The 16,168-nt window shown below is 72.0% G+C and carries 17 protein-coding genes; 7 read left to right on the forward strand and 10 right to left on the reverse strand.

All coding sequences use genetic code 11. From position 1 onward, the window contains the following. The 3 genes from E6J59_12590 to E6J59_12600 form a co-directional block, all read right to left on the reverse strand. The coding region (locus tag E6J59_12590; GenBank protein ID TMB19099.1) for a DUF1189 domain-containing protein at positions 1 to 717 on the reverse strand (717 nt) is incomplete at its 3' end. Then, complete coding sequence (locus E6J59_12595) at positions 714 to 1,811, reverse strand: acyl-CoA dehydrogenase (protein ID TMB19100.1); 1,098 nt, start codon at positions 1,809 to 1,811, stop codon at positions 714 to 716. The genes E6J59_12595 and E6J59_12590, both read right to left, overlap by 4 nt. 22 nt (positions 1,812 to 1,833) lie before the next feature. Continuing rightward, entirely contained in the window at positions 1,834 to 3,006 is a 1,173-nt protein-coding gene (locus E6J59_12600; protein TMB19101.1) for an acyl-CoA dehydrogenase, read from the reverse strand. 56 nt (positions 3,007 to 3,062) lie between these two features. On the opposite strand from E6J59_12600, the gene E6J59_12605 reads away from it, so the two are divergent. Further along, positions 3,063 to 3,809 carry an SDR family oxidoreductase gene (locus tag E6J59_12605; protein ID TMB19102.1) on the forward strand — a complete coding sequence of 249 codons (747 nt, stop codon included), beginning with the start codon at positions 3,063 to 3,065 and terminating at the stop codon, positions 3,807 to 3,809. Between the two features lie 50 nt (positions 3,810 to 3,859). On the opposite strand, the gene E6J59_12610 is transcribed toward E6J59_12605, so the two are convergent. Then, entirely contained in the window at positions 3,860 to 4,282 is a 423-nt protein-coding gene (locus E6J59_12610; GenBank protein TMB19103.1) for a hypothetical protein, read from the reverse strand. 231 nt (positions 4,283 to 4,513) lie between these two features. Here E6J59_12610 and E6J59_12615 point away from each other — a divergent pair, with 231 nt between their 5' ends. After that, on the forward strand, positions 4,514 to 6,982 hold the full coding sequence (locus tag E6J59_12615) for a PAS domain S-box protein (protein ID TMB19104.1): 2,469 nt from the start codon (positions 4,514 to 4,516) through the stop codon (positions 6,980 to 6,982). Between the two features lie 11 nt (positions 6,983 to 6,993). On the opposite strand, the gene E6J59_12620 is transcribed toward E6J59_12615, so the two are convergent. From E6J59_12620 to E6J59_12645, 6 genes are all read right to left on the reverse strand, one after another. Then, positions 6,994 to 8,187, reverse strand: a complete 1,194-nt coding sequence (locus tag E6J59_12620; GenBank protein ID TMB19105.1) for a tetratricopeptide repeat protein — start codon at positions 8,185 to 8,187, stop codon at positions 6,994 to 6,996. Next, a complete protein-coding gene (locus E6J59_12625; protein ID TMB19151.1) occupies positions 8,184 to 9,092 on the reverse strand; it encodes an SMP-30/gluconolactonase/LRE family protein in 909 nt (302 codons plus the stop codon). Before E6J59_12625 ends, E6J59_12620 begins: the two co-directional genes overlap by 4 nt. A 21-nt stretch (positions 9,093 to 9,113) precedes the next feature. Beyond that, complete coding sequence (locus E6J59_12630; protein ID TMB19106.1) at positions 9,114 to 10,097, reverse strand: hypothetical protein; 984 nt, start codon at positions 10,095 to 10,097, stop codon at positions 9,114 to 9,116. A 3-nt stretch (positions 10,098 to 10,100) separates the two neighbouring features. Beyond that, positions 10,101 to 10,535, reverse strand: a complete 435-nt coding sequence (locus tag E6J59_12635) for a pyridoxamine 5'-phosphate oxidase (protein TMB19107.1) — start codon at positions 10,533 to 10,535, stop codon at positions 10,101 to 10,103. 114 nt (positions 10,536 to 10,649) lie between these two features. Then, positions 10,650 to 11,924 carry a phenylacetate--CoA ligase family protein gene (locus tag E6J59_12640; protein ID TMB19108.1) on the reverse strand — a complete coding sequence of 425 codons (1,275 nt, stop codon included), beginning with the start codon at positions 11,922 to 11,924 and terminating at the stop codon, positions 10,650 to 10,652. After that, a complete protein-coding gene (locus E6J59_12645; protein ID TMB19109.1) occupies positions 11,921 to 13,162 on the reverse strand; it encodes a phenylacetate--CoA ligase in 1,242 nt (413 codons plus the stop codon). The genes E6J59_12640 and E6J59_12645 overlap by 4 nt, the downstream gene beginning before the upstream one ends. A gap of 290 nt (positions 13,163 to 13,452) precedes the next feature. Between E6J59_12645 and E6J59_12650 the strand changes: the two genes are divergently transcribed. From E6J59_12650 to E6J59_12670, 5 genes are read left to right on the forward strand one after another with little or no spacing between them, the layout of a single operon-like run. Then, positions 13,453 to 13,710: a ribbon-helix-helix protein, CopG family gene (locus tag E6J59_12650; protein ID TMB19110.1), complete on the forward strand. Its 258-nt coding sequence runs from the start codon at positions 13,453 to 13,455 to the stop codon at positions 13,708 to 13,710. Beyond that, positions 13,710 to 14,024 (forward strand): type II toxin-antitoxin system PemK/MazF family toxin, encoded by a 315-nt coding sequence (locus E6J59_12655; protein TMB19111.1) that lies wholly within the window; start codon positions 13,710 to 13,712, stop codon positions 14,022 to 14,024. Before E6J59_12650 ends, E6J59_12655 begins: the two co-directional genes overlap by 1 nt. Before the next feature lie 7 nt (positions 14,025 to 14,031). Further along, positions 14,032 to 15,213 carry a lipid-transfer protein gene (locus E6J59_12660; protein TMB19112.1) on the forward strand — a complete coding sequence of 394 codons (1,182 nt, stop codon included), beginning with the start codon at positions 14,032 to 14,034 and terminating at the stop codon, positions 15,211 to 15,213. 2 nt (positions 15,214 to 15,215) lie between these two features. Then, a complete protein-coding gene (locus E6J59_12665; protein ID TMB19113.1) occupies positions 15,216 to 15,629 on the forward strand; it encodes a nucleic acid-binding protein in 414 nt (137 codons plus the stop codon). 2 nt (positions 15,630 to 15,631) lie between these two features. Next, positions 15,632 to 16,168 carry a hypothetical protein gene (locus E6J59_12670; protein ID TMB19114.1) on the forward strand — a complete coding sequence of 179 codons (537 nt, stop codon included), beginning with the start codon at positions 15,632 to 15,634 and terminating at the stop codon, positions 16,166 to 16,168.

Raw genomic sequence — 16,168 nt, forward strand, 5'->3', positions numbered from 1 at the left:
GCGGAAGGAGCCGAGCGCCCCGAACGCGGCCAGGGTCTGGAGCAGGATGACCGCGGTCATGGCGAAGCAGGCGAGGGTGAGTATGCTCGCGTAGGGGAGGCGCTCGCGGCGGAGGAGATTCAGCACCAGGCCGAGGAGGCTGTACGCGAGGGCGGCGAGGAGCTTCCAGACGAAGAAGAAGACGAGGCACGCGACGAACGCGAGCGGCGCCGCCAGCAGGCGCAGGCGGCCGTACATCCTCCTGACGCTCGCTCCGTTCACCACCAGGCCCTCCCAGCGGGCGCGCGCCTCGGGCGTCTGCGACACCAGGTCGTACACGCGGCGCTGTCCCGCCCGCCCCTCGCTCACGACCACTTGCGTCCGGCTGACGAACACTGGGGCTCCACGCAGGTCATCCGCGCTCGGCGTTTCCCTCCGCGTGTCGATGACGAGCAGCGTCCCGAGGGCGGGATGGGTGAGCACGAACGGCTGCGGGGCGTCCATGACCGCGCCGTGGTCCGTGAGCTTCACCTCGGGAAGGTTCGGCGCGAGCCAGTCCACGAAGCGGTCGGCGGCCGGAAGCCAGAAGGCCAGGAGGGCGATCGCGATCGCTGCGGAGTAGAGCGAGGAGAGGTAGACGAGGTAGGCGAGCCCCCGCCCGAGCCGCTGGCGCGCGACCCGGCGATAGAAGGCGAGGCTGCAAAGGCTGAGGACGGGGCCGAGGACGATGTCCGTCATCGCGCCAGATCCGCCCCCAGGCGTGCGAGCTGCCGCGTGCCCGAGCCGAGCGTCAGCTCGATCTGCTTCGACCAGAGATAGTAGCGGTGCAACGGGTAGTCGACGTCGACGCCGATCCCGCCGTGCAGGTGCTGCGCCGCGTACACGACCCGGTGCGCGGCCTCCGAGGCCCAGAACTTCGCGATCGCGACCTCGGTGGTCGCGGCGCGATCGGCGCAAAGGCGCCACGCCGCCTGCCAGGTCGTCAGCCGGATCGCCTCGGCGTCGATGTAGGCGTCGGCGGCCCGCTGCTGCACTGCCTGGAAGGACGCGATCGGCCGGCCGAACTGCTCTCGGCCCGTCGTGTACTCGGCCGTCATGCGGAGCGCCCGGTCCGTCACGCCGACCTGCATCGCGCAGAGCCCGACGGTCGCGTGCTCGACGAGCCAGGCAAGGGCGGCGGCGCCGCCCGGCAGCTCCTCGGCGTCCGCGCCGGCGAGGGCGAGATGACCGAGCGGCTCGCGGTTGGTCGCCGTCTGGCGCTCGACCCGGACGCCGGCGCCGCGGGGATCGACGAGGAAGAGCCCCGGCTCGCCCGCGGCGGTGCGTGCCGGCACGAGGACGCGCGCCGCCAGGTGGGCCGCCGGCACGCAGGTCTTCGTGCCGTCGAGGCGCCAGCGCGCGCCGTCGCGGCGCGCGGCCGTGGCGGGCTCGCGGGGATCGTCCGCGTCGGGCTCCACGAGCGCGGCGCCGAGCACGACCTCGCCCGACGCGACGCCGGGGAGGAACGCGGCGCGCTGCGCGCGCGTGCCGAAGCGCGCGAGCGGCAGCGCGCCCAGCACGAGCGTCGGCCATGCGGGGACCGGCGCCACGGCGCGCCCGACCTCCTCGAGCACGAGGCAGAGGTCGAGGAAGCCGAGGCCGCTGCCGCCGAACTCTTCCGGGATCGCCGTCCCGAGGAGGCGCGCGCCGGCGAGCGCCTCCCACGCCGCGCGGTCGAACCAGTCCGGCTCGGCCTCGACCAGCGCGAGGCGCTCCGGCGTCACGTGATCCGCGAGGATGCGGCGGGCCAGCTCGCGGAGCGCCTCCTGCTCGGGCGTGAGCGCGAAGTCCATCAGAAGTCTCCCGGGGTGACTCCTAGCGCGCCCGCGGCATGCCGAGGCCGGCCATCGCGATGATGTCGCGCTGCACCTCGTTGGTGCCGCCGCCGAAGGTGAGGATGAGCGTAGCGCGATACATGCGCTCGACGCGCCCCTTGAGCACCGCCCCCGGCGAGCCGGCCTTCAACGCCCCCGCCTCGCCCATCACCTCGAGCAACAATTGATACGCCTGCACGTAGAACTCGCTGCCGTACACCTTGACCGCGGAAGCCTCGGCGTAGTTGAGCGTGCCGCGGGTCATGCTCCACGCCTGCTGCCAGTTGAGGAGCCGGAGCACCTCGAGCCCGGCGCGGACGCGCGCCAGGTGGAGCTGCACCCAGGGCCGGTCGATCACGCGCTCGCCGGAGGCGAGGCGCGTGGCGCGCGCCCAGGCGCATGCATCCTCGAAGATACGGTCCACGTAGCCGACGGCGGAGAGCGCGATGCGCTCGTGGTTCAGCTGCGTCGTGATCAGCCACCAGCCGCCGTTCTCGGGCCCGACCAGGCTCTCGGCCGGCACGCGCACGTCCTCGTAGTAGGTGGCGTTGGTGCGCACGTTGCCCATCGTCCAGATGGGCGTGATCTTGTAGCCCGGCGCGCTGGTGGGGACGACGAACATGCTGATGCCCTTGTGCTTGGGCGCCTCGGGATGGGTGCGCGCGGCGAGCCAGATGTAGTCGGCGAACTCGGCCTGGCTGGTGAAGAGCTTCGCGCCGTCGATGACCCACGCGTCGCCATCGCGCGCGGCGCGGGTGCGGAGCGAGGCCAGGTCCGTGCCGGACGACGGCTCGGTGTAGCCGATCGCGAAGTGACACTCGCCGCGCAGGATCGCGGGCAGGAAGCGGGCCTTCTGCGCCGCCGTCCCGTGCTCCATGATGGCCGGGGCGACGGCGTTGATGGTGAGCGTCGGCAGCATGATCCCGGCGCGCGCCGCCTCGTCGAAGAAGATGAACTGCTCGATCGGCGTGCGGCCCTGCCCGCCGTACTCGCGCGGCCAGCCGATGCCGAGCCAGCCGTCGGCGCCGAGCTGGCGGACGGTCTTCAGGTAGAGCGGCCCGCCGCCCTCGGTCCCGGCCAGCTCGGCCTGATATTCGGGCGTCACCAGGCGCGCGAAGTACGCACGCAGCTCCTCGCGCAGCGCCTGCTGCTCGGGGGTGTAGTCGAGGTGCACGCGCCCCTCTTAGCACGGTTTGACGCCGCGAGGCGCGGCCGACTAAAGGCTCGCGCATGGGGCTCAGCGGACGGAACGCGATGGTGACCGGGGGCGCCTCGGGCATCGGGCGGGCGATCTGCCTTCGCCTGGCGCGCGAGGGGACAGACGTGGCGGTGCTCGACCTGGACCAGGCCGGCGGGCGGCAGGTGGCGGACGAGGTGGGCGCGCTCCACCGGCGAGCGGTTGCCGTCGAGGCGGACGTCGCGAGCGCCGCGAGCGTGGCGGCGGCCGTCGAGCGGGTCCACGCCGCGCTCGGGCCGGTCCACATCCTGGTGAACGACGCCGGCATCGCCGGACTGGTGCCGCTCCAGGACATGAGCGAGGAGCAGTGGGACCGGATGATCGCGGTCCACCTGAAGGGGGCGTTCAACTGCACGCGCACCATCCTGGGCGACATGCTGGCCACGGGGTGGGGCCGGATCGTGAACGTCTCCTCGGTCGCCGGGCTGAGCGGCGCGCCCGAGCTCGTCCACTACTCGGCGGCGAAGGCGGGGCTCATCGGCTTCACCAAAGCGCTCTCCGCCGAGGTCGGGCCGCGCGGCATCACGGTGAACGCGATCGCGCCCGGGCTGATCGACACGCCGCTGCTCCAGCGCTCGGGCTGGCCGGACTCGCTGACCCGGGTCATCATCGCGCAGAATCCGATCAAGCGGATCGGCACGCCGGAGGACATCGCGGCGGCGTGCGCCTACCTGGTCTCCGAGGAGGCGAGCTACGTCACCGGCCAGGTGTTGAGCCCGAACGGGGGCGGGTACCTGTGAGGGCGCGGAGCGCGGCGACGAACCCGCCCAGCCCGAGCCCGACCCGTACGTCAGTTCTTCGGGCCGAGCACCGAGCAGCGATAGACCTCGGTCGTCGGCATCAGCGTGATCTGGCCGGCATCGGCGGCCTCGAGGATTTCGTCGTCCGCGGTGAACTGCTGCGGGGCGGTGTTGAAGACGATCTGCACTTCCAGCCAGAGCGGATTGAAGCCATCCCCCTGAATCGCGTCCAGCACGCTGACGAATGACTGTCCGCCGGGGAGCGCACCCTCGCAGGCGTCGCACATGTAGATCGTGTTGATCGACTTGTTCTGGGCGAGAACAGCCGCCTCGCCATCCGGGGGCAGCTCCTTGAAGTTTATCGTGAAGAGCGTGCCGTCGTAGAAGGAGGGCATCGACCCCGCCCGCCCGTTCAGGCTTCCGGCCGAGGCGACACCTCCGAGTAGCGCGAACACGGCGACCAGTCCGATCACACGCGCAGTCATCTCCGAGTCCTTTCTCCCCCGAGAGAATGCTTTCGCTCGGTGCGATGATCGCCACACTCGGACGCCGCCGTCAATCACCCACCTACACGATCGGGCGGCGCGGAAACCAAGGCCGCTACCGCCGGCCCTGGAGGGGTGCCCTTGCAAGATGAAAAGAAACCGCGATCATAGGAGGCGGGCTCCTGGAGTGGGGCGGGGCTGGAGGAGAGCGGGGGAGGCATGCGGAGACGTCCAGGGGCCAAGCCGGCGCGCGAGCGGTGTCCAACGGAGCCGCCCCCTGCCGTCGACCGTCGACGCCGTAGCCGCCCCGCAGGGGTCGGGGCGGCGATCATCGAGGCCGGGGGCGCCGAGCGCTGGTTCCACGACCTGGTCGAATCGGCTCCCGACGCCATCGTCGGGGTGGACCGCGAAGGGCGCATCGCGTTCGCCAACGCGCAGGCCGAGAAGATATTCGGCTACCAGCGCGGCGAGCTCCTGAAGCAGCCGATCGAGCTCTTGCTGCCCGAGCGCGTACGCGGAGTGCACCTGCAGCACCGCTCCGGATACTTCGTCGATCCGCGGACACGGCCGATGGGCGCCAACCTCGACCTTGCCGGCCGGCGCAAGGACGGGAGCGAATTTCCGGCGGAGATCAGCCTGAGCCCCTTCCACACCCGTGACGGGCTGATCGTCACGAGCATCATCCGCGACATCTCCGAGCGCAGGAACGCGGAGGACAGGTTCCGCGGCCTGATGGAGTCCGCGCCCGATGCGATGGTCATCGTCGACCAGGACGGACGGATCGTGCTCGTCAACGGACAGGTGGAGCGGCTGTTTGGGTATGGGCGCGACGAGCTGCTCGGCAAACCGGTGGAGGTGCTGGTCCCGGAGCGCTACCGGCGGCTCCATCCGGAGCACCGCAGCAGCTACTTCGGCGATCCGCAGACCCGGCCGATGGGTGTCGGGCTGGATCTCCGTGGCGTGCGCAAGGATGGCACCGAGTTCCCCGCCGAGATCAGCCTCTCCCCGATGCGCACGAAGGAGGGCGTCCTCGTCACGGCCGCGATCCGCGACGTGACGGAGCGGAAGAAGGTCGAGGGGAAGTTCCGCGGCCTCCTCGAAGCGGCGCCCGACGCGATGGTCATCGTCGAGCGCGCCGGAACAATCGTCCTGGTGAACTCGCAGGCCGAGCGGCTTTTCGGGTACGGGAGGGAGGAGCTGATCGGCCGGCCCGTGGAGATGCTCGTTCCCGAGCGCTTCCGTGCGCGGCACCCGGAGCACCGTTCCGGGTACTTCAACGAGCCCCGGTTCCGCGCCATGGGCTCGGCACTCGAGCTCTACGGGCTGCGCCGGGACGGCTCGGAGTTCCCGGTGGAGATGAGCCTGAGCCCGCTCGAGACCAAGGAGGGGATCCTGATCACGAGCGCCATCCGCGACGTGAGCGAGCGCCACGCCCTGGTGCGGGAGCAGGCGGCCCGCGCCTGCGCCGAGGCCGAGAAGCTGGCGCAGGAGAACGCGCGGCTCTACGCCGAGGCGCAGGAAGCGCGCGCCAACGCGGAGGCGGCGAACCGCGCCAAGGACGAGTTCCTCTCCATCCTCTCCCACGAGCTGCGCACTCCGCTCACCCCCATCCTCGCGTGGACGCGGATGCTCCGCCGAGGGGGCGTACCGCCAAACGGCGTCGGACGGGCGCTCGAGGCGATCGAGCGCAACACGAAGTCCCAGGCGCGCCTCGTCGAGGATCTCCTCGACATATCGCGCATCATTTCCGGCAAGCTCCACCTCGATCGGCGCCCCGTCGAGCTGGCGGAGGTCATCGAGGCGGCCGTGGAAGCGGTTCGCCCTACCGCCGATGCCCGGCAGATCGTACTCCAGGTGTTCACCGATCCGCGCGCCGGGCTCGTGCTGGGGGACCCCCAGCGTCTGCAGCAGGTGGTCTGGAACCTCCTCACCAACGCCATCAAGTTCTCGTCCTCCGGCGGCCGTGTGGAGCTGGGGCTCGTGGCCGCGGGGTCGCACGTCGAGATGACGGTGGGCGACGCCGGTCAGGGCATCCACCCCGCGTTCCTGCCGCATCTGTTCGAGCGCTTCCGCCAGGCCAACAGCTCCACCACGCGGGTGCACGGCGGCCTGGGCCTCGGCCTCGCGATCGTCCGCACCCTGGTCGAGCTGCACGGCGGCACCGTGGCGGCCGCAAGCCACGGCGAGGGGCGCGGAGCACGGTTCACGGTGAAGCTCCCCGCTGTCGCACGGCGGGCGGACTTCGCGGCTACGGCGCGCCCGCGAGCGGCGGCGACGGCCTACCCCAGCCTGGACGGGCTGCGCGTCCTCATCGTGGAGGACGACGCCGACACTGCGAACGTGCTCGACGTCCTGATCGCGGGCTGCGGCGCCGAGACGCGGACGGTGATGTCCGTCGCGGACGCGCTCGAGCTGCTTGGGCAGTGGCCGGCAGACCTCCTGCTCTCCGACCTCGGGATGCCGGGTGAGGACGGCTACTCGCTGATCGAGACCGTGCGACGGCAGGAGAGCACACGGGGCGGGAGAGCCCTGCCGGCCATCGCGGTCACGGCATACGCGCGCAAGGAGGACCGCGAGCGCGCGCTCGCCGCCGGCTTCAATACGCACGTCAGAAAGCCGGTCGAGCCCGAGGAGCTGCTCTCCGCCATCAGCGAGATCGCGGGACGCCACGCTTCGCGGGCGTCCTGAGCGGGCGGCCGTCAGTTCCTCGACCCGTTCGTGCGGATCGCCCGGGCGCGCGCCTCGAGCGGCGCCGCGTCCTGCTCGCGTCCCATCTGGTGCAGCAGCACGGCGTAGTTCTCGAGCAGCGAGGCCACCTCGGGGTGGTTCGCGCCGTAGGTCTTCTCGCCGATGGCGAGGGCGCGCCTGTAGAGCGACTCGGCCTCGCCGAACTTGCCCTCCCTGCGGCAGAGCTCGGCCAGGCTGTTGAGGCTCTTCGCCAGCTCGGGGTCGTTCGGGCCGTAGGTCTTCTCGTTGATGGCGAGCGCGCGGCGGTAGAGCGGCTCGGCGTCCGCGTACCGGCCCTGCGCCTGGTAGAAGAGCGCCGCCTGGTTGAGGGTCGGGATGAGTCCCGGGTTGTCGGCGCCGAGCGCCTTCTCCTTGATGGCGAGCGACTGCTTGTAGAGCGGCTCGGCCAGCGCGAACTTGCCCTGCCTGCGGTGGAGCTCGGCGAGCGCATCGAGCGCGGCCGCCACGTCGGGGTGATCCGGCCCGAGCGCGTTCTGCCGGATGGTCAGGATGCGGCGGTAGAGCGGCTCCGCCTCGGCGTAGCGGCCGAGGTCGGTGTAGAGCGCGGCGAGGTGCGCAAGGCTCACGGTGACGCCCGGGTGGCTCGGCCCGAGCGCACGCTCGCGGATGGCGAGCGCGCGGCGGTGGAGCTGGACGGCGTCCTGGAAGTGGTCCTCGTCGTGGTAGAGGAGCGCCAGGTTGTCGAGGCTCGCGGCGACGTCGAGGCTGTCGGGGCCGAGCGTCCGCTCGCGCAGGATGAGCGCGCGGCGGAACATGCGCTCGGCGGCGTCCATGCGACCGGTCGTCGCGTACAGGGTCGCCAGGTTGTTGACGATGCTCGCCACCTGCGGGTGATGCGATCCCTTCGCCTTCTTGGTGATGCCGAGCGCGCGGCGATGGAGCCAGCCCGCCTGCGGGTACTTGCCCTGCCGGCGGTAGAGCTCCGCCAGGTTGGTGAGCGTGGCGGCGAGACGGATGTCGTTGGGGCCGAAGCTCGACTCGGCCTCCTTGCGCGCCGCGAGCCACATCTTCTCGGCCTCGGGGAGCTGCCCCTTGCCGAAGGACTCGGCGCCGGCCGCCATGTACTTCTCCCAGAGCGAGTCCTGGGCGCGCAGGAGCGCGGGCGAGAGGGCCAGCCAGAGGAGTACCAGGGCGAGCCGCCTCATGGGTAGTTGAGGCCGAGCCCCGGGCGCGGCCACGCGGTCGCGAGCAGGCGGCCCGTGCCCGAGGCCGTGATGTAGGCGGTGCCGAGCCCGCGGCCGCCGAAGCAGATGTTGGTGGTGAGCGGGTCCCCGGTCGGCACCTGCTCGACCACCTCGCCGGCGGGCGAGATCACCGTGATGGCGCCGGTCACGAGGGTCGCGACGCACACGTTGCCGGCGCCGTCGACGGCGAGCGAATCGAAGAGCTGGTAGCCGGGGAGCCCGGCGAGGAGCGTCCCGCCGGCGGGCCCGAAGCCGGGCCCGGCCACGATCTCCCCCGGCCCGGCGAGCTCCCAGTACCAGACGCGCCCGGTCCACGTCTCGGCGACGTAGAGCCGGCGCCCGTCGGGGGAGAGGCCGATGCCGTTCGGCGCATCGAGCGGGAAGATCGCCTCGCGGATGAGCGAGCCGTCGGCGCGCGCGTAGAAGACGCCCGTCCGGTCGCGGTCGCGCTCGCGCATCTTGCCGTGGTCGGTGAACCAGAAACCGCCGCTCGCGTCGAAGACGATGTCGTTCGGCCCGCGGAGCGCGCGCCCGTCGCACGCCGTGTAGAGGTCATCGACCCTGCCCGTCGCGAGGTCGACGCGCTGGATGCGGCCGCCCGAGTAGTCGCGCGGCTGGTTCCCCGGCACGAGGAGCCCGCCCAGCTCGTGCCACTCGAAGCCGCCGTTATTGCAGACGTAGACTCCGCCGTCGGGGCCGATGGCGGCGCCGTTCGGCCCGCCGCCGGTGAGGGCGACGACGGTCTGCCCGCCGTCCGGCGCGACGCGGGTCAGGGTGCCGCGCTTGATCTCGACCACCAGCACGCTGCCGTCGGCGAGGGCTACGGGTCCCTCGGGGAACTGGAGGCCGCTCGTGACCTCGCGCATCTCGGCCATGGGGTCCGCTCCTCACTCGATGGGCACGACGGGCCGCCTGTCGCCGTCGAGCTGGTGCAGGTACTCGGCGATGCCGTAGCCGGTGCGGCCCTCGTAGGTCCAGCGCGCGAGCCCCTCGTTGATGAGCGTGCGCCGCCCGCCCACCTCGTGCGCCACCGGCGCCACGCGCAGGCAGTCGCCGCGCAGCGCGTGCACGCGCCCGCGCTTGTCGGTGGCGCGCACGTGCGTGACCGCGTGGGTGAGGCGGTCGGCCGCGAGCTCGGTGCGGACGGCCCACGCGCGGATGCTCGTCGCCTCGCCGTCGCGCCACACCCAGCCGCGGTGGAGATCGCCCGCCTCGGTGCCGATGCGGATGCCGCCGAAGTGCACCCCGTCGCCGACGTTGATCGAGAACCAGCGCCACATGGCTGATCCGCCCCAGCGCCGCGGTCCCCACGACTTGTCGCGGTTGCCGCGCGCCTCGCCGAGCGTGTGGTTCACCCCGTCGGCCTCGATCCAGCCGCGCCAGCGGCCGGCCTGCTCGAGGTGCCCCTTGCCGACGCTCGCGCGCGTGGCCGCGCTCGGCCCGGCGCCGGCGACGCCCTGGCCATCGCTCCCGACCGCAGGCGTGAGCGCGCGGAAGACGAGGTCGAGGGCGACGTGGGCGGTACGGGTCGGGCGGCGTCCGGCCAGGTCCCGCACCGCCGCCTCGGCGTCGCACGTGATGCGCCACTCCGCCATGGGCCGGAGGCGCTCGTAACGGACGCCGGCTGCCGCGAGGTCGCTGTCGGTCATCTCGGGCTGCGGGCGGACGCCGTGAACGGTCGCCAGGTCCGTGCCCGGGAGCCACACCGAGAGCCCGACATCCATCGTGCCCTCGTTCGGCCGCACACCGATGCGCGTGAAGAGGCCGGTGTCGGTCACCGGGTCGTAGGCGTTGAAGTAGTAGGACTCGCTCCAGGCGGTGTCGGGCTCGACCGGGTGCGCGAAGTCATGCCGCTCATCCAGGATCGGCATGGCTCAGAGCTCCCACTTGCCGTAGTCGACCGTGAGCCAGCGCTCGGGCCTCACGGTGACGAGCACCGAGGCGGCGTGATCGGCGGCTGTCGCCTGAAGGTACGCCTCGCCCATCTGCGGGCCGAGGTAGCGGAGCGCCGTAGCCCGGATGTCGTGCTCGTGGTCGGGCGCGCCGATCGCCGCCGGCCCCTCGATGCTCACGTAGCGGTAGGGCGGCGTCTCGGTCTGCACGCAGACGCTGACGCGTCCGGCCTTCCGGATGAGGCGGGCCTTGCGCGAGGCGCCGCCGGTCACGAAGCGGAGGTCGCCGCCCGGCGCGTAGGCGTACCACACGGGGACGGCGAGCGGGGCGCACGCCCCGTCGGCGATGCTCACCACCGCGACGTGCGTGTCGGCGAGGAACGCCTCGCGCTCGGCGTGGGTCATGGCGAGGGACATGGGGGCTCCTCCTCCGGCGAGGACATACTGCTCGAGGCGGGCGCCCGGCAAGGCCGACGCGCCACGGCCGTCGGCGACGACGCGGCGATCCTGAAGCCCCCGGCCAGCGTCGCGTCACGCGTCCACCACCCGCGCGGCCTTGTAGGCGAAGCGGGGCACGGCGCCCCGCGCGACCAGCTCGAGGTTGGCGGGAACGCCCAGGCGCTCGCGGACGCGCTCGGCGAGCCGGCGGGTGAGCGCGCCCGCATCGACACCCCCCGTCGCGTCGTACTCGATCCGTACGCGCAGCGCCTCGGAGCGTCCACGGCCGCGCACGATCTGGTACTCCACCGACGGCCGCGACACCTCCGGGAACTCGTAGAGGACGAGCGCCACGTCGATGGGCAGGACCTCGACGTCACCAACCGGCACGAGGTCGCGCACCCGCCCCTCGTAGAACAGGCGCCGGTGAGTCTCGCCGCAGGGGCAGGGCTTCTCGTTCCAGCGCACCACGTCCTCGAGGTCGTAGCGGAGGAGGAAGTTGTCCTTCTCGAGCACCGTCACGACGAGGTTGCCGCGCTCGCCGTGGCCGCAGGGCCGCCCCGTGCGCCGGTCGATCACCTCGACGATCGCGAGGTCCTCGGCCAGGTGCGCCCCGTCGCGCTCCTCGCACGCGCTGCCGAGGAGCGGCAGCGCTTCGAGGCCGGAGCTCACCATCATATACTGTTCCGAGGGGTGGTCGCCGGCGATGGCGAGGTTGAGATCGCGCTCGGGGTCGAGCCCCACCGCGCGCGCGGCGTCCGCGTACGTGCGCGCGACGTTGCCGAAGAGCCGGTACATGTCGGGCCGGACGCGCCGCCACACCTCGATCACGTCGCGCACGTGCTGCTCGCCGACGGGCGGTCCTGACGGGATGTTCAGCACGCCGAGCGCCTCGATGCCGTGGCTGAAGTGCCAGCCGCCCGCGTTCATGCCGAAGGGGTGCGCGTTGGCGAGGCTCATGCCGGGCCGGAGCCCCCAGCGCCAGCGGCCGCGCGCCGAGGCGGTGTGGTCCACCTCCAGGTCCTTCCGGGTCCACAGGATGAGCGTCGGGCGCCCGCTGGTGCCGGTGGACGCGCCGAGCCGCACGCAGGCCGAGAGCGGGGCACCGCGGTAGTCGCCGAAGGGTAGGTGCTCCTCCTCGCTCCGGCGGAGCTCCGCCTTCAGCGTCGGCGGGACGAGCGGCAGGTCGTCGAGCCCGCGCAGGTCGGCGCGACGGAGTCCGGCTCGCTCGAGCTTCCGGCGGAAGAACGGCACCGGGACCGACCACACCCGGTCGATCTGGCGGGCGAGGCGCTCCTCCTGCAGCCGGCGGAGCTCGTCCGGCGGCATCGTCTGGATCGCGGCGTGGTAGTAGCGGCGCTCGCTCACCGCTTCACCAGCGCCTCCGCGAAGGCCGGCGGGCCGGCCGTCTCCGGGACGTCGCCCTCCGGGACCAGTGCGACCTCCATCTGGATCAGCACCGTCGCCTTGAGGCGCTCGGCAAGCGTGCGGCGCAGCGCATCGGCGTCGGCGGGCGGTCGCACCGTTCCCGCGCGCAAGGTCGCGCGCTCGTAGCGCTCGCCCGCCGGGTGCTCCACCACGACCTGGAAGCGACCGAGCTCGGGGAACTGGCTCGTGACGGCATGGATCTGGGCCGGGTGGACGAGCACGCCCTTGATCTTCTTGATCGCGCCCACCTGTCCGACGAACGCCACGCGCGGCGCCGGGCTGCCGCACGGGCACGCGCCGGGGAGGAGGCGATACGCGTCGCGCGGCGCGTAGCGGACCAGCGGGAGGGCGCGGCGCCCGAGCTGGGTCGCGACCAGCTCGCCCACGCCGCCCGGGCCGACCGGCGCGCCGCTCTCCGGATCGAGGAACTCGCAGAAGAGGTCGCGCGCGTGAAGGTGCATGCCGTCGTGCGCGCGGCACTCGCCCGCGACCGGACCGATCTGCGCCTCGCCGATGTGGTCGAAGAGCTCGATGCCGAGCGCCGCCTGAAGGCGTTGGCGGAGCGCCGGCGTCAGCGCCTCGGCGGTCGAGAAGCCGATGCGGTAGGGGAGCCGGAGCCCCATCTCGCACGCGGTGTCGGCGAGGTTCGCGAGGAAGCTCGGCGTGCCCGCGTACACGGTGGCGCCGTAGTCGTGCGCGATCTGGACCTGCAGGCGGCTCGCTCCGGTGCCGCCGTTGATGACCAGGCAGCCGTGCTCCTCGAAGGCGCGGTGCAGGCGGAGCCCGCCCGGCATGACGTGGTAGGAGAGCGTCACGTGCGCGACCTCGCGGGGCCTGACGCCCATGGCCGCGATGGCCTCCACGAGCACCGGCGTGCCGCCGCGCTCCTCGGCCAGGCGCGGGATGTAGATCGGCCCGGGTGAGGTGTGGAGCGAGGCGATCTCCTCGCGCGGCACGGCTAGGAACTCGCCGAAGGGCGGGTGGGCGCGCTGGTTGGCGGCCAGGTCCGCCTTCTGGGTGCGCGCCACGCGGGTGCGAAAGTCGTCGTAGGTGTGGAGCTCGCCCGGCCGCACGCCGGCGGCCGTGAAGAGACGGCGGTAGTACGGTGAACGCTCAGCCACCCAGGCCAGCGTGTCGCGCAGGCGGACGAAGTCCTCGGCGGCGAATGGCCAGTGCATCCGCTCGACGGCGCTAACAGACGCGGGACGGGACGGTCAAACCCGGGGCCCCGCCGACCCGCGTCAGCTGGAGCGGACCGGGCTCTCGAGAGGGTTGGCAGCGCGCGCCCTCGTCGCGCCAGCTGAGCCGCAAACGTCCGAGCTGGGCGATCCCGAGCCCCGCTTGAAGAACGACCTGATGACCATTCTCGTCGGGGACCCTGTGGTTCACGCCGTTCATCTTCAAATTTGTCGCCCAGTATGAATCGGGTTATACTCGGGCCATACCCGATAGCGAGCGTGAGGAGATCATGCCCAGAGTCGCGACGAAGGTGGCGGTGAGCATCCCCGAGGATTTGTACCGAGCGGTCGAGAAGGCCCGGAAGAAGCACGGCAAGAGTCGCAGCGCAATCATGCAGGATGCGCTCCGCCACTGGCTTCGGCAGCAGGCGGAAGAGGTCTTGATGCGGGAATACGAGGCGGGGTATCGCCGTATGCCGGAGAGCCGGCGAGAGATCGAGGCCGCCCACGCGGCTGCCGTCCGGCTCCTGGCCGGCGTAGAGTGGTGATGCGACGTGGGGACGTCTGGTGGGCCGAGCTGCCCGGGCCGAGCGGACGCCGGCCGGTAGTGCTGCTGACGCGCAACGAGGCGTATGCGTTCCGCGAGCTCGTGACCGTCGCCCCGGTCACCACGCGCATCCGGCGGATTCCGACCGAGGTGGCCCTCGGCAAGAAGGACGGCCTGCCGCGACGGTGTGTCGCCAACCTCGACACCATCACCACCATCGACAAGAAGGCGCTGACGGCGCCGCTCACTGCGTTGATGCCCGAGAAGCTGGCGGCCGTAGACCGGGCGCTCAAGTTCGCGTTGGGCCTCCGCTGAGTCACGCATGACCGACCCCCTCGACCGCGACCTCTTCCGCCGCCTCCAGGACCGGGTCGCGATCGTCGGCATCGGCCACCTGCCGTTCGCCAAGGACATCGGCCGCCCCATCTCCGACACCGCCGTCGAGGCGATCCAGCTCGCGCTCGACGACGCCGGCCTCCGGGCCGAGGACGTGGACGGCATGTGCATGCTCGAGATGGAGGCGACACACGAGGTCTCGATCGCGCGCCGGCTGGGCGTCGAAGGGCTCCGCTGGTGGAGCAAGATCTCGTATGGCGGGGGCGCCTCGTGCGCGACCGTCATGCACGCCGCCGCCGCGATCGCGAGCGGGCTCGCGTCGACCGTCGTCTGCCACCGGGCCCGGAACCGGGGCGCGAAGACGGCGCGGCCCTGGGCGCAGGAGAGGGTCCTGGTGAGGGACGACAAGGCGCTCCACACCCCGTGGGGGCTCATCCGCCCCGTCGACGTGATCGGCATGTGGGCGCACCGCCACATGCACGAGTACGGGACCAGGCGCGAGCATTTCGGCAACGTGGCGATCGCCGCCCGCAAGCACGCGCAGCGAAATCCCCATGCGCTCATGCGCGGCCGTCCGCTCGACATGGCGGCCTATCTCGCCGCGCGGCCGATCGGCCACCCGCTCCACCTCTACGACTGCTGCCTCGAGTCGGACGGCGCGCTCGCCTGCGTCGTGACCTCGGTCGAGCGCGCGCGCGACCTCCGGCAGAAGCCCGCCCTCGTGCACGCGGTCGCGCAGGCCTCCGGCCCGAACCCCGTTCACCTCGCCAACTACAACAACACGCCAGCGATGCTGACCACCTCCGCCTTCTGTGCCGAGCTTCTCTGGGCGCGCTCCCAGCTCCGGCCGAAGGACATGGCGTGCGCACAGATCTATGATGCGTTCACGCCCCTCGTCGTCATGGGGCTCGAGGACTACGGCTTCTGCAAGCGCGGTGAGGGCGGACCCTTCACCGAGGGCGGACGTCTCGAGCTGGGCGGCGCGCTCCCTGTCCTCACCTCGGGCGGGGGGCTCTCGGAGGCGTACGTGCACGGCTTCAACCTGATCCTCGAGGGGGTGCGCCAGATCCGCGGCACCTCGTCGAACCAGGTGCCCGGGTGCGGGGCGACGCTCGTGACCGGCGCCTCGGGCGTGGCGACGAGCGCGCTCGTGCTGCGCGGTGAGTGACGATGGCGCTGCACCCCGACTACCCGTTGCCCGACGTCGACGATCCGGTCATGCGGCCGTTCTGGGAGGGCGCGCGGGAAGGGAAGCTGATGCTGCAGCGCGAGCGCGCGACGGGCCGCGTGCACTGGCCACCGAAGCCCGAGTACTGGAAGGGCGGCGGCCGGCTCGAGTGGTTCCAGGCGAGCGGGAGGGGCCGCGTCTACTCCTACGTGATCGGCTACGAGCCCTTCCTGCCCGCCTTCCGCGACCTGCTGCCGCTCATCATGGTGCTGGTCGAGGTCGAGGAGGGTCCGCGCCTGGTCGGCTACATGGTGCGCGCGACGCCGGCCGAGATGTCCTTCGGCATGGAGGTGCGTGTCGTCTTCGAGCGGCTCACCGAGCGGGTCACGCTGCCCGTGTGGGAGCCCGCGCGCTGAGCATGCCGAGGCCCGCGATCGCCGCGCTCGTGCTGCTCACGCTCGCGGCGCCGACCAGCGCCGAGCGGCAGGCGGACCGGGTCATCGTCCGCGGCGACGGCTTCACCTTCAGCGTGAAGGAGCCGCCCGCGTGGCGGGCGGACCTGGGCCACGCCTCGCGCTTCGGCGCGCACGTGCTCTTCTACCAGACGAAGCACGCGCTCAGGGGCGGTGCCACCCTGATCATGGTGCGGCTCGGCACGAACGCGGCCAACGACGCGGCTCAGGACCTGCAGAGTGACATCGACGACTATCGCAAGCGCTTCGGCGGGGTCGCGTTCCGCGACCTCGAGGTGTCGCACCCCGAGTATCGCTGCGTCGCGAAGGAGTTCGCGGTCGAGAGCCTCTTCCACGAGTACCTGACCTACGTGAGCCCCGGGCGGGGGCGAACGGAGCGCTTCGCAGCGGCGCTCAACACGGAGGCGGCGGCGAGCCCTGAAGAGCTTGAAGCGTACCGCGCCATCGTCGGCTCGCTCGTGCTCTTCGCCGCCGAGCCCTGA

The organism is Deltaproteobacteria bacterium, assembly GCA_005879795.1.
Taxonomy (GTDB): domain Bacteria; phylum Desulfobacterota; class Binatia; order DP-6; family DP-6; genus DP-6.

What these genes read in the sequence shown, in the direction of transcription:
- E6J59_12655 (TMB19111.1), top strand. Translation starts at nt 13,710, where the DNA reads ATGCGACGTGGGGACGTCTGGTGGGCCGAGCTGCCCGGGCCGAGCGGA.
- E6J59_12595 (TMB19100.1), bottom strand. Translation starts at nt 1,811, where the DNA reads ATGGACTTCGCGCTCACGCCCGAGCAGGAGGCGCTCCGCGAGCTGGCC.
- E6J59_12660 (TMB19112.1), top strand. Translation starts at nt 14,032, where the DNA reads ATGACCGACCCCCTCGACCGCGACCTCTTCCGCCGCCTCCAGGACCGG.
- E6J59_12635 (TMB19107.1), bottom strand. Translation starts at nt 10,535, where the DNA reads ATGTCCCTCGCCATGACCCACGCCGAGCGCGAGGCGTTCCTCGCCGAC.
- E6J59_12625 (TMB19151.1), bottom strand. Translation starts at nt 9,092, where the DNA reads ATGCGCGAGGTCACGAGCGGCCTCCAGTTCCCCGAGGGACCCGTAGCC.
- E6J59_12620 (TMB19105.1), bottom strand. Translation starts at nt 8,187, where the DNA reads ATGAGGCGGCTCGCCCTGGTACTCCTCTGGCTGGCCCTCTCGCCCGCG.
- E6J59_12605 (TMB19102.1), top strand. Translation starts at nt 3,063, where the DNA reads ATGGGGCTCAGCGGACGGAACGCGATGGTGACCGGGGGCGCCTCGGGC.
- E6J59_12615 (TMB19104.1), top strand. Translation starts at nt 4,514, where the DNA reads ATGCGGAGACGTCCAGGGGCCAAGCCGGCGCGCGAGCGGTGTCCAACG.
- E6J59_12650 (TMB19110.1), top strand. Translation starts at nt 13,453, where the DNA reads ATGCCCAGAGTCGCGACGAAGGTGGCGGTGAGCATCCCCGAGGATTTG.
- E6J59_12630 (TMB19106.1), bottom strand. Translation starts at nt 10,097, where the DNA reads ATGCCGATCCTGGATGAGCGGCATGACTTCGCGCACCCGGTCGAGCCC.
- E6J59_12670 (TMB19114.1), top strand. Translation starts at nt 15,632, where the DNA reads ATGCCGAGGCCCGCGATCGCCGCGCTCGTGCTGCTCACGCTCGCGGCG.
- E6J59_12665 (TMB19113.1), top strand. Translation starts at nt 15,216, where the DNA reads ATGGCGCTGCACCCCGACTACCCGTTGCCCGACGTCGACGATCCGGTC.
- E6J59_12645 (TMB19109.1), bottom strand. Translation starts at nt 13,162, where the DNA reads ATGCACTGGCCATTCGCCGCCGAGGACTTCGTCCGCCTGCGCGACACG.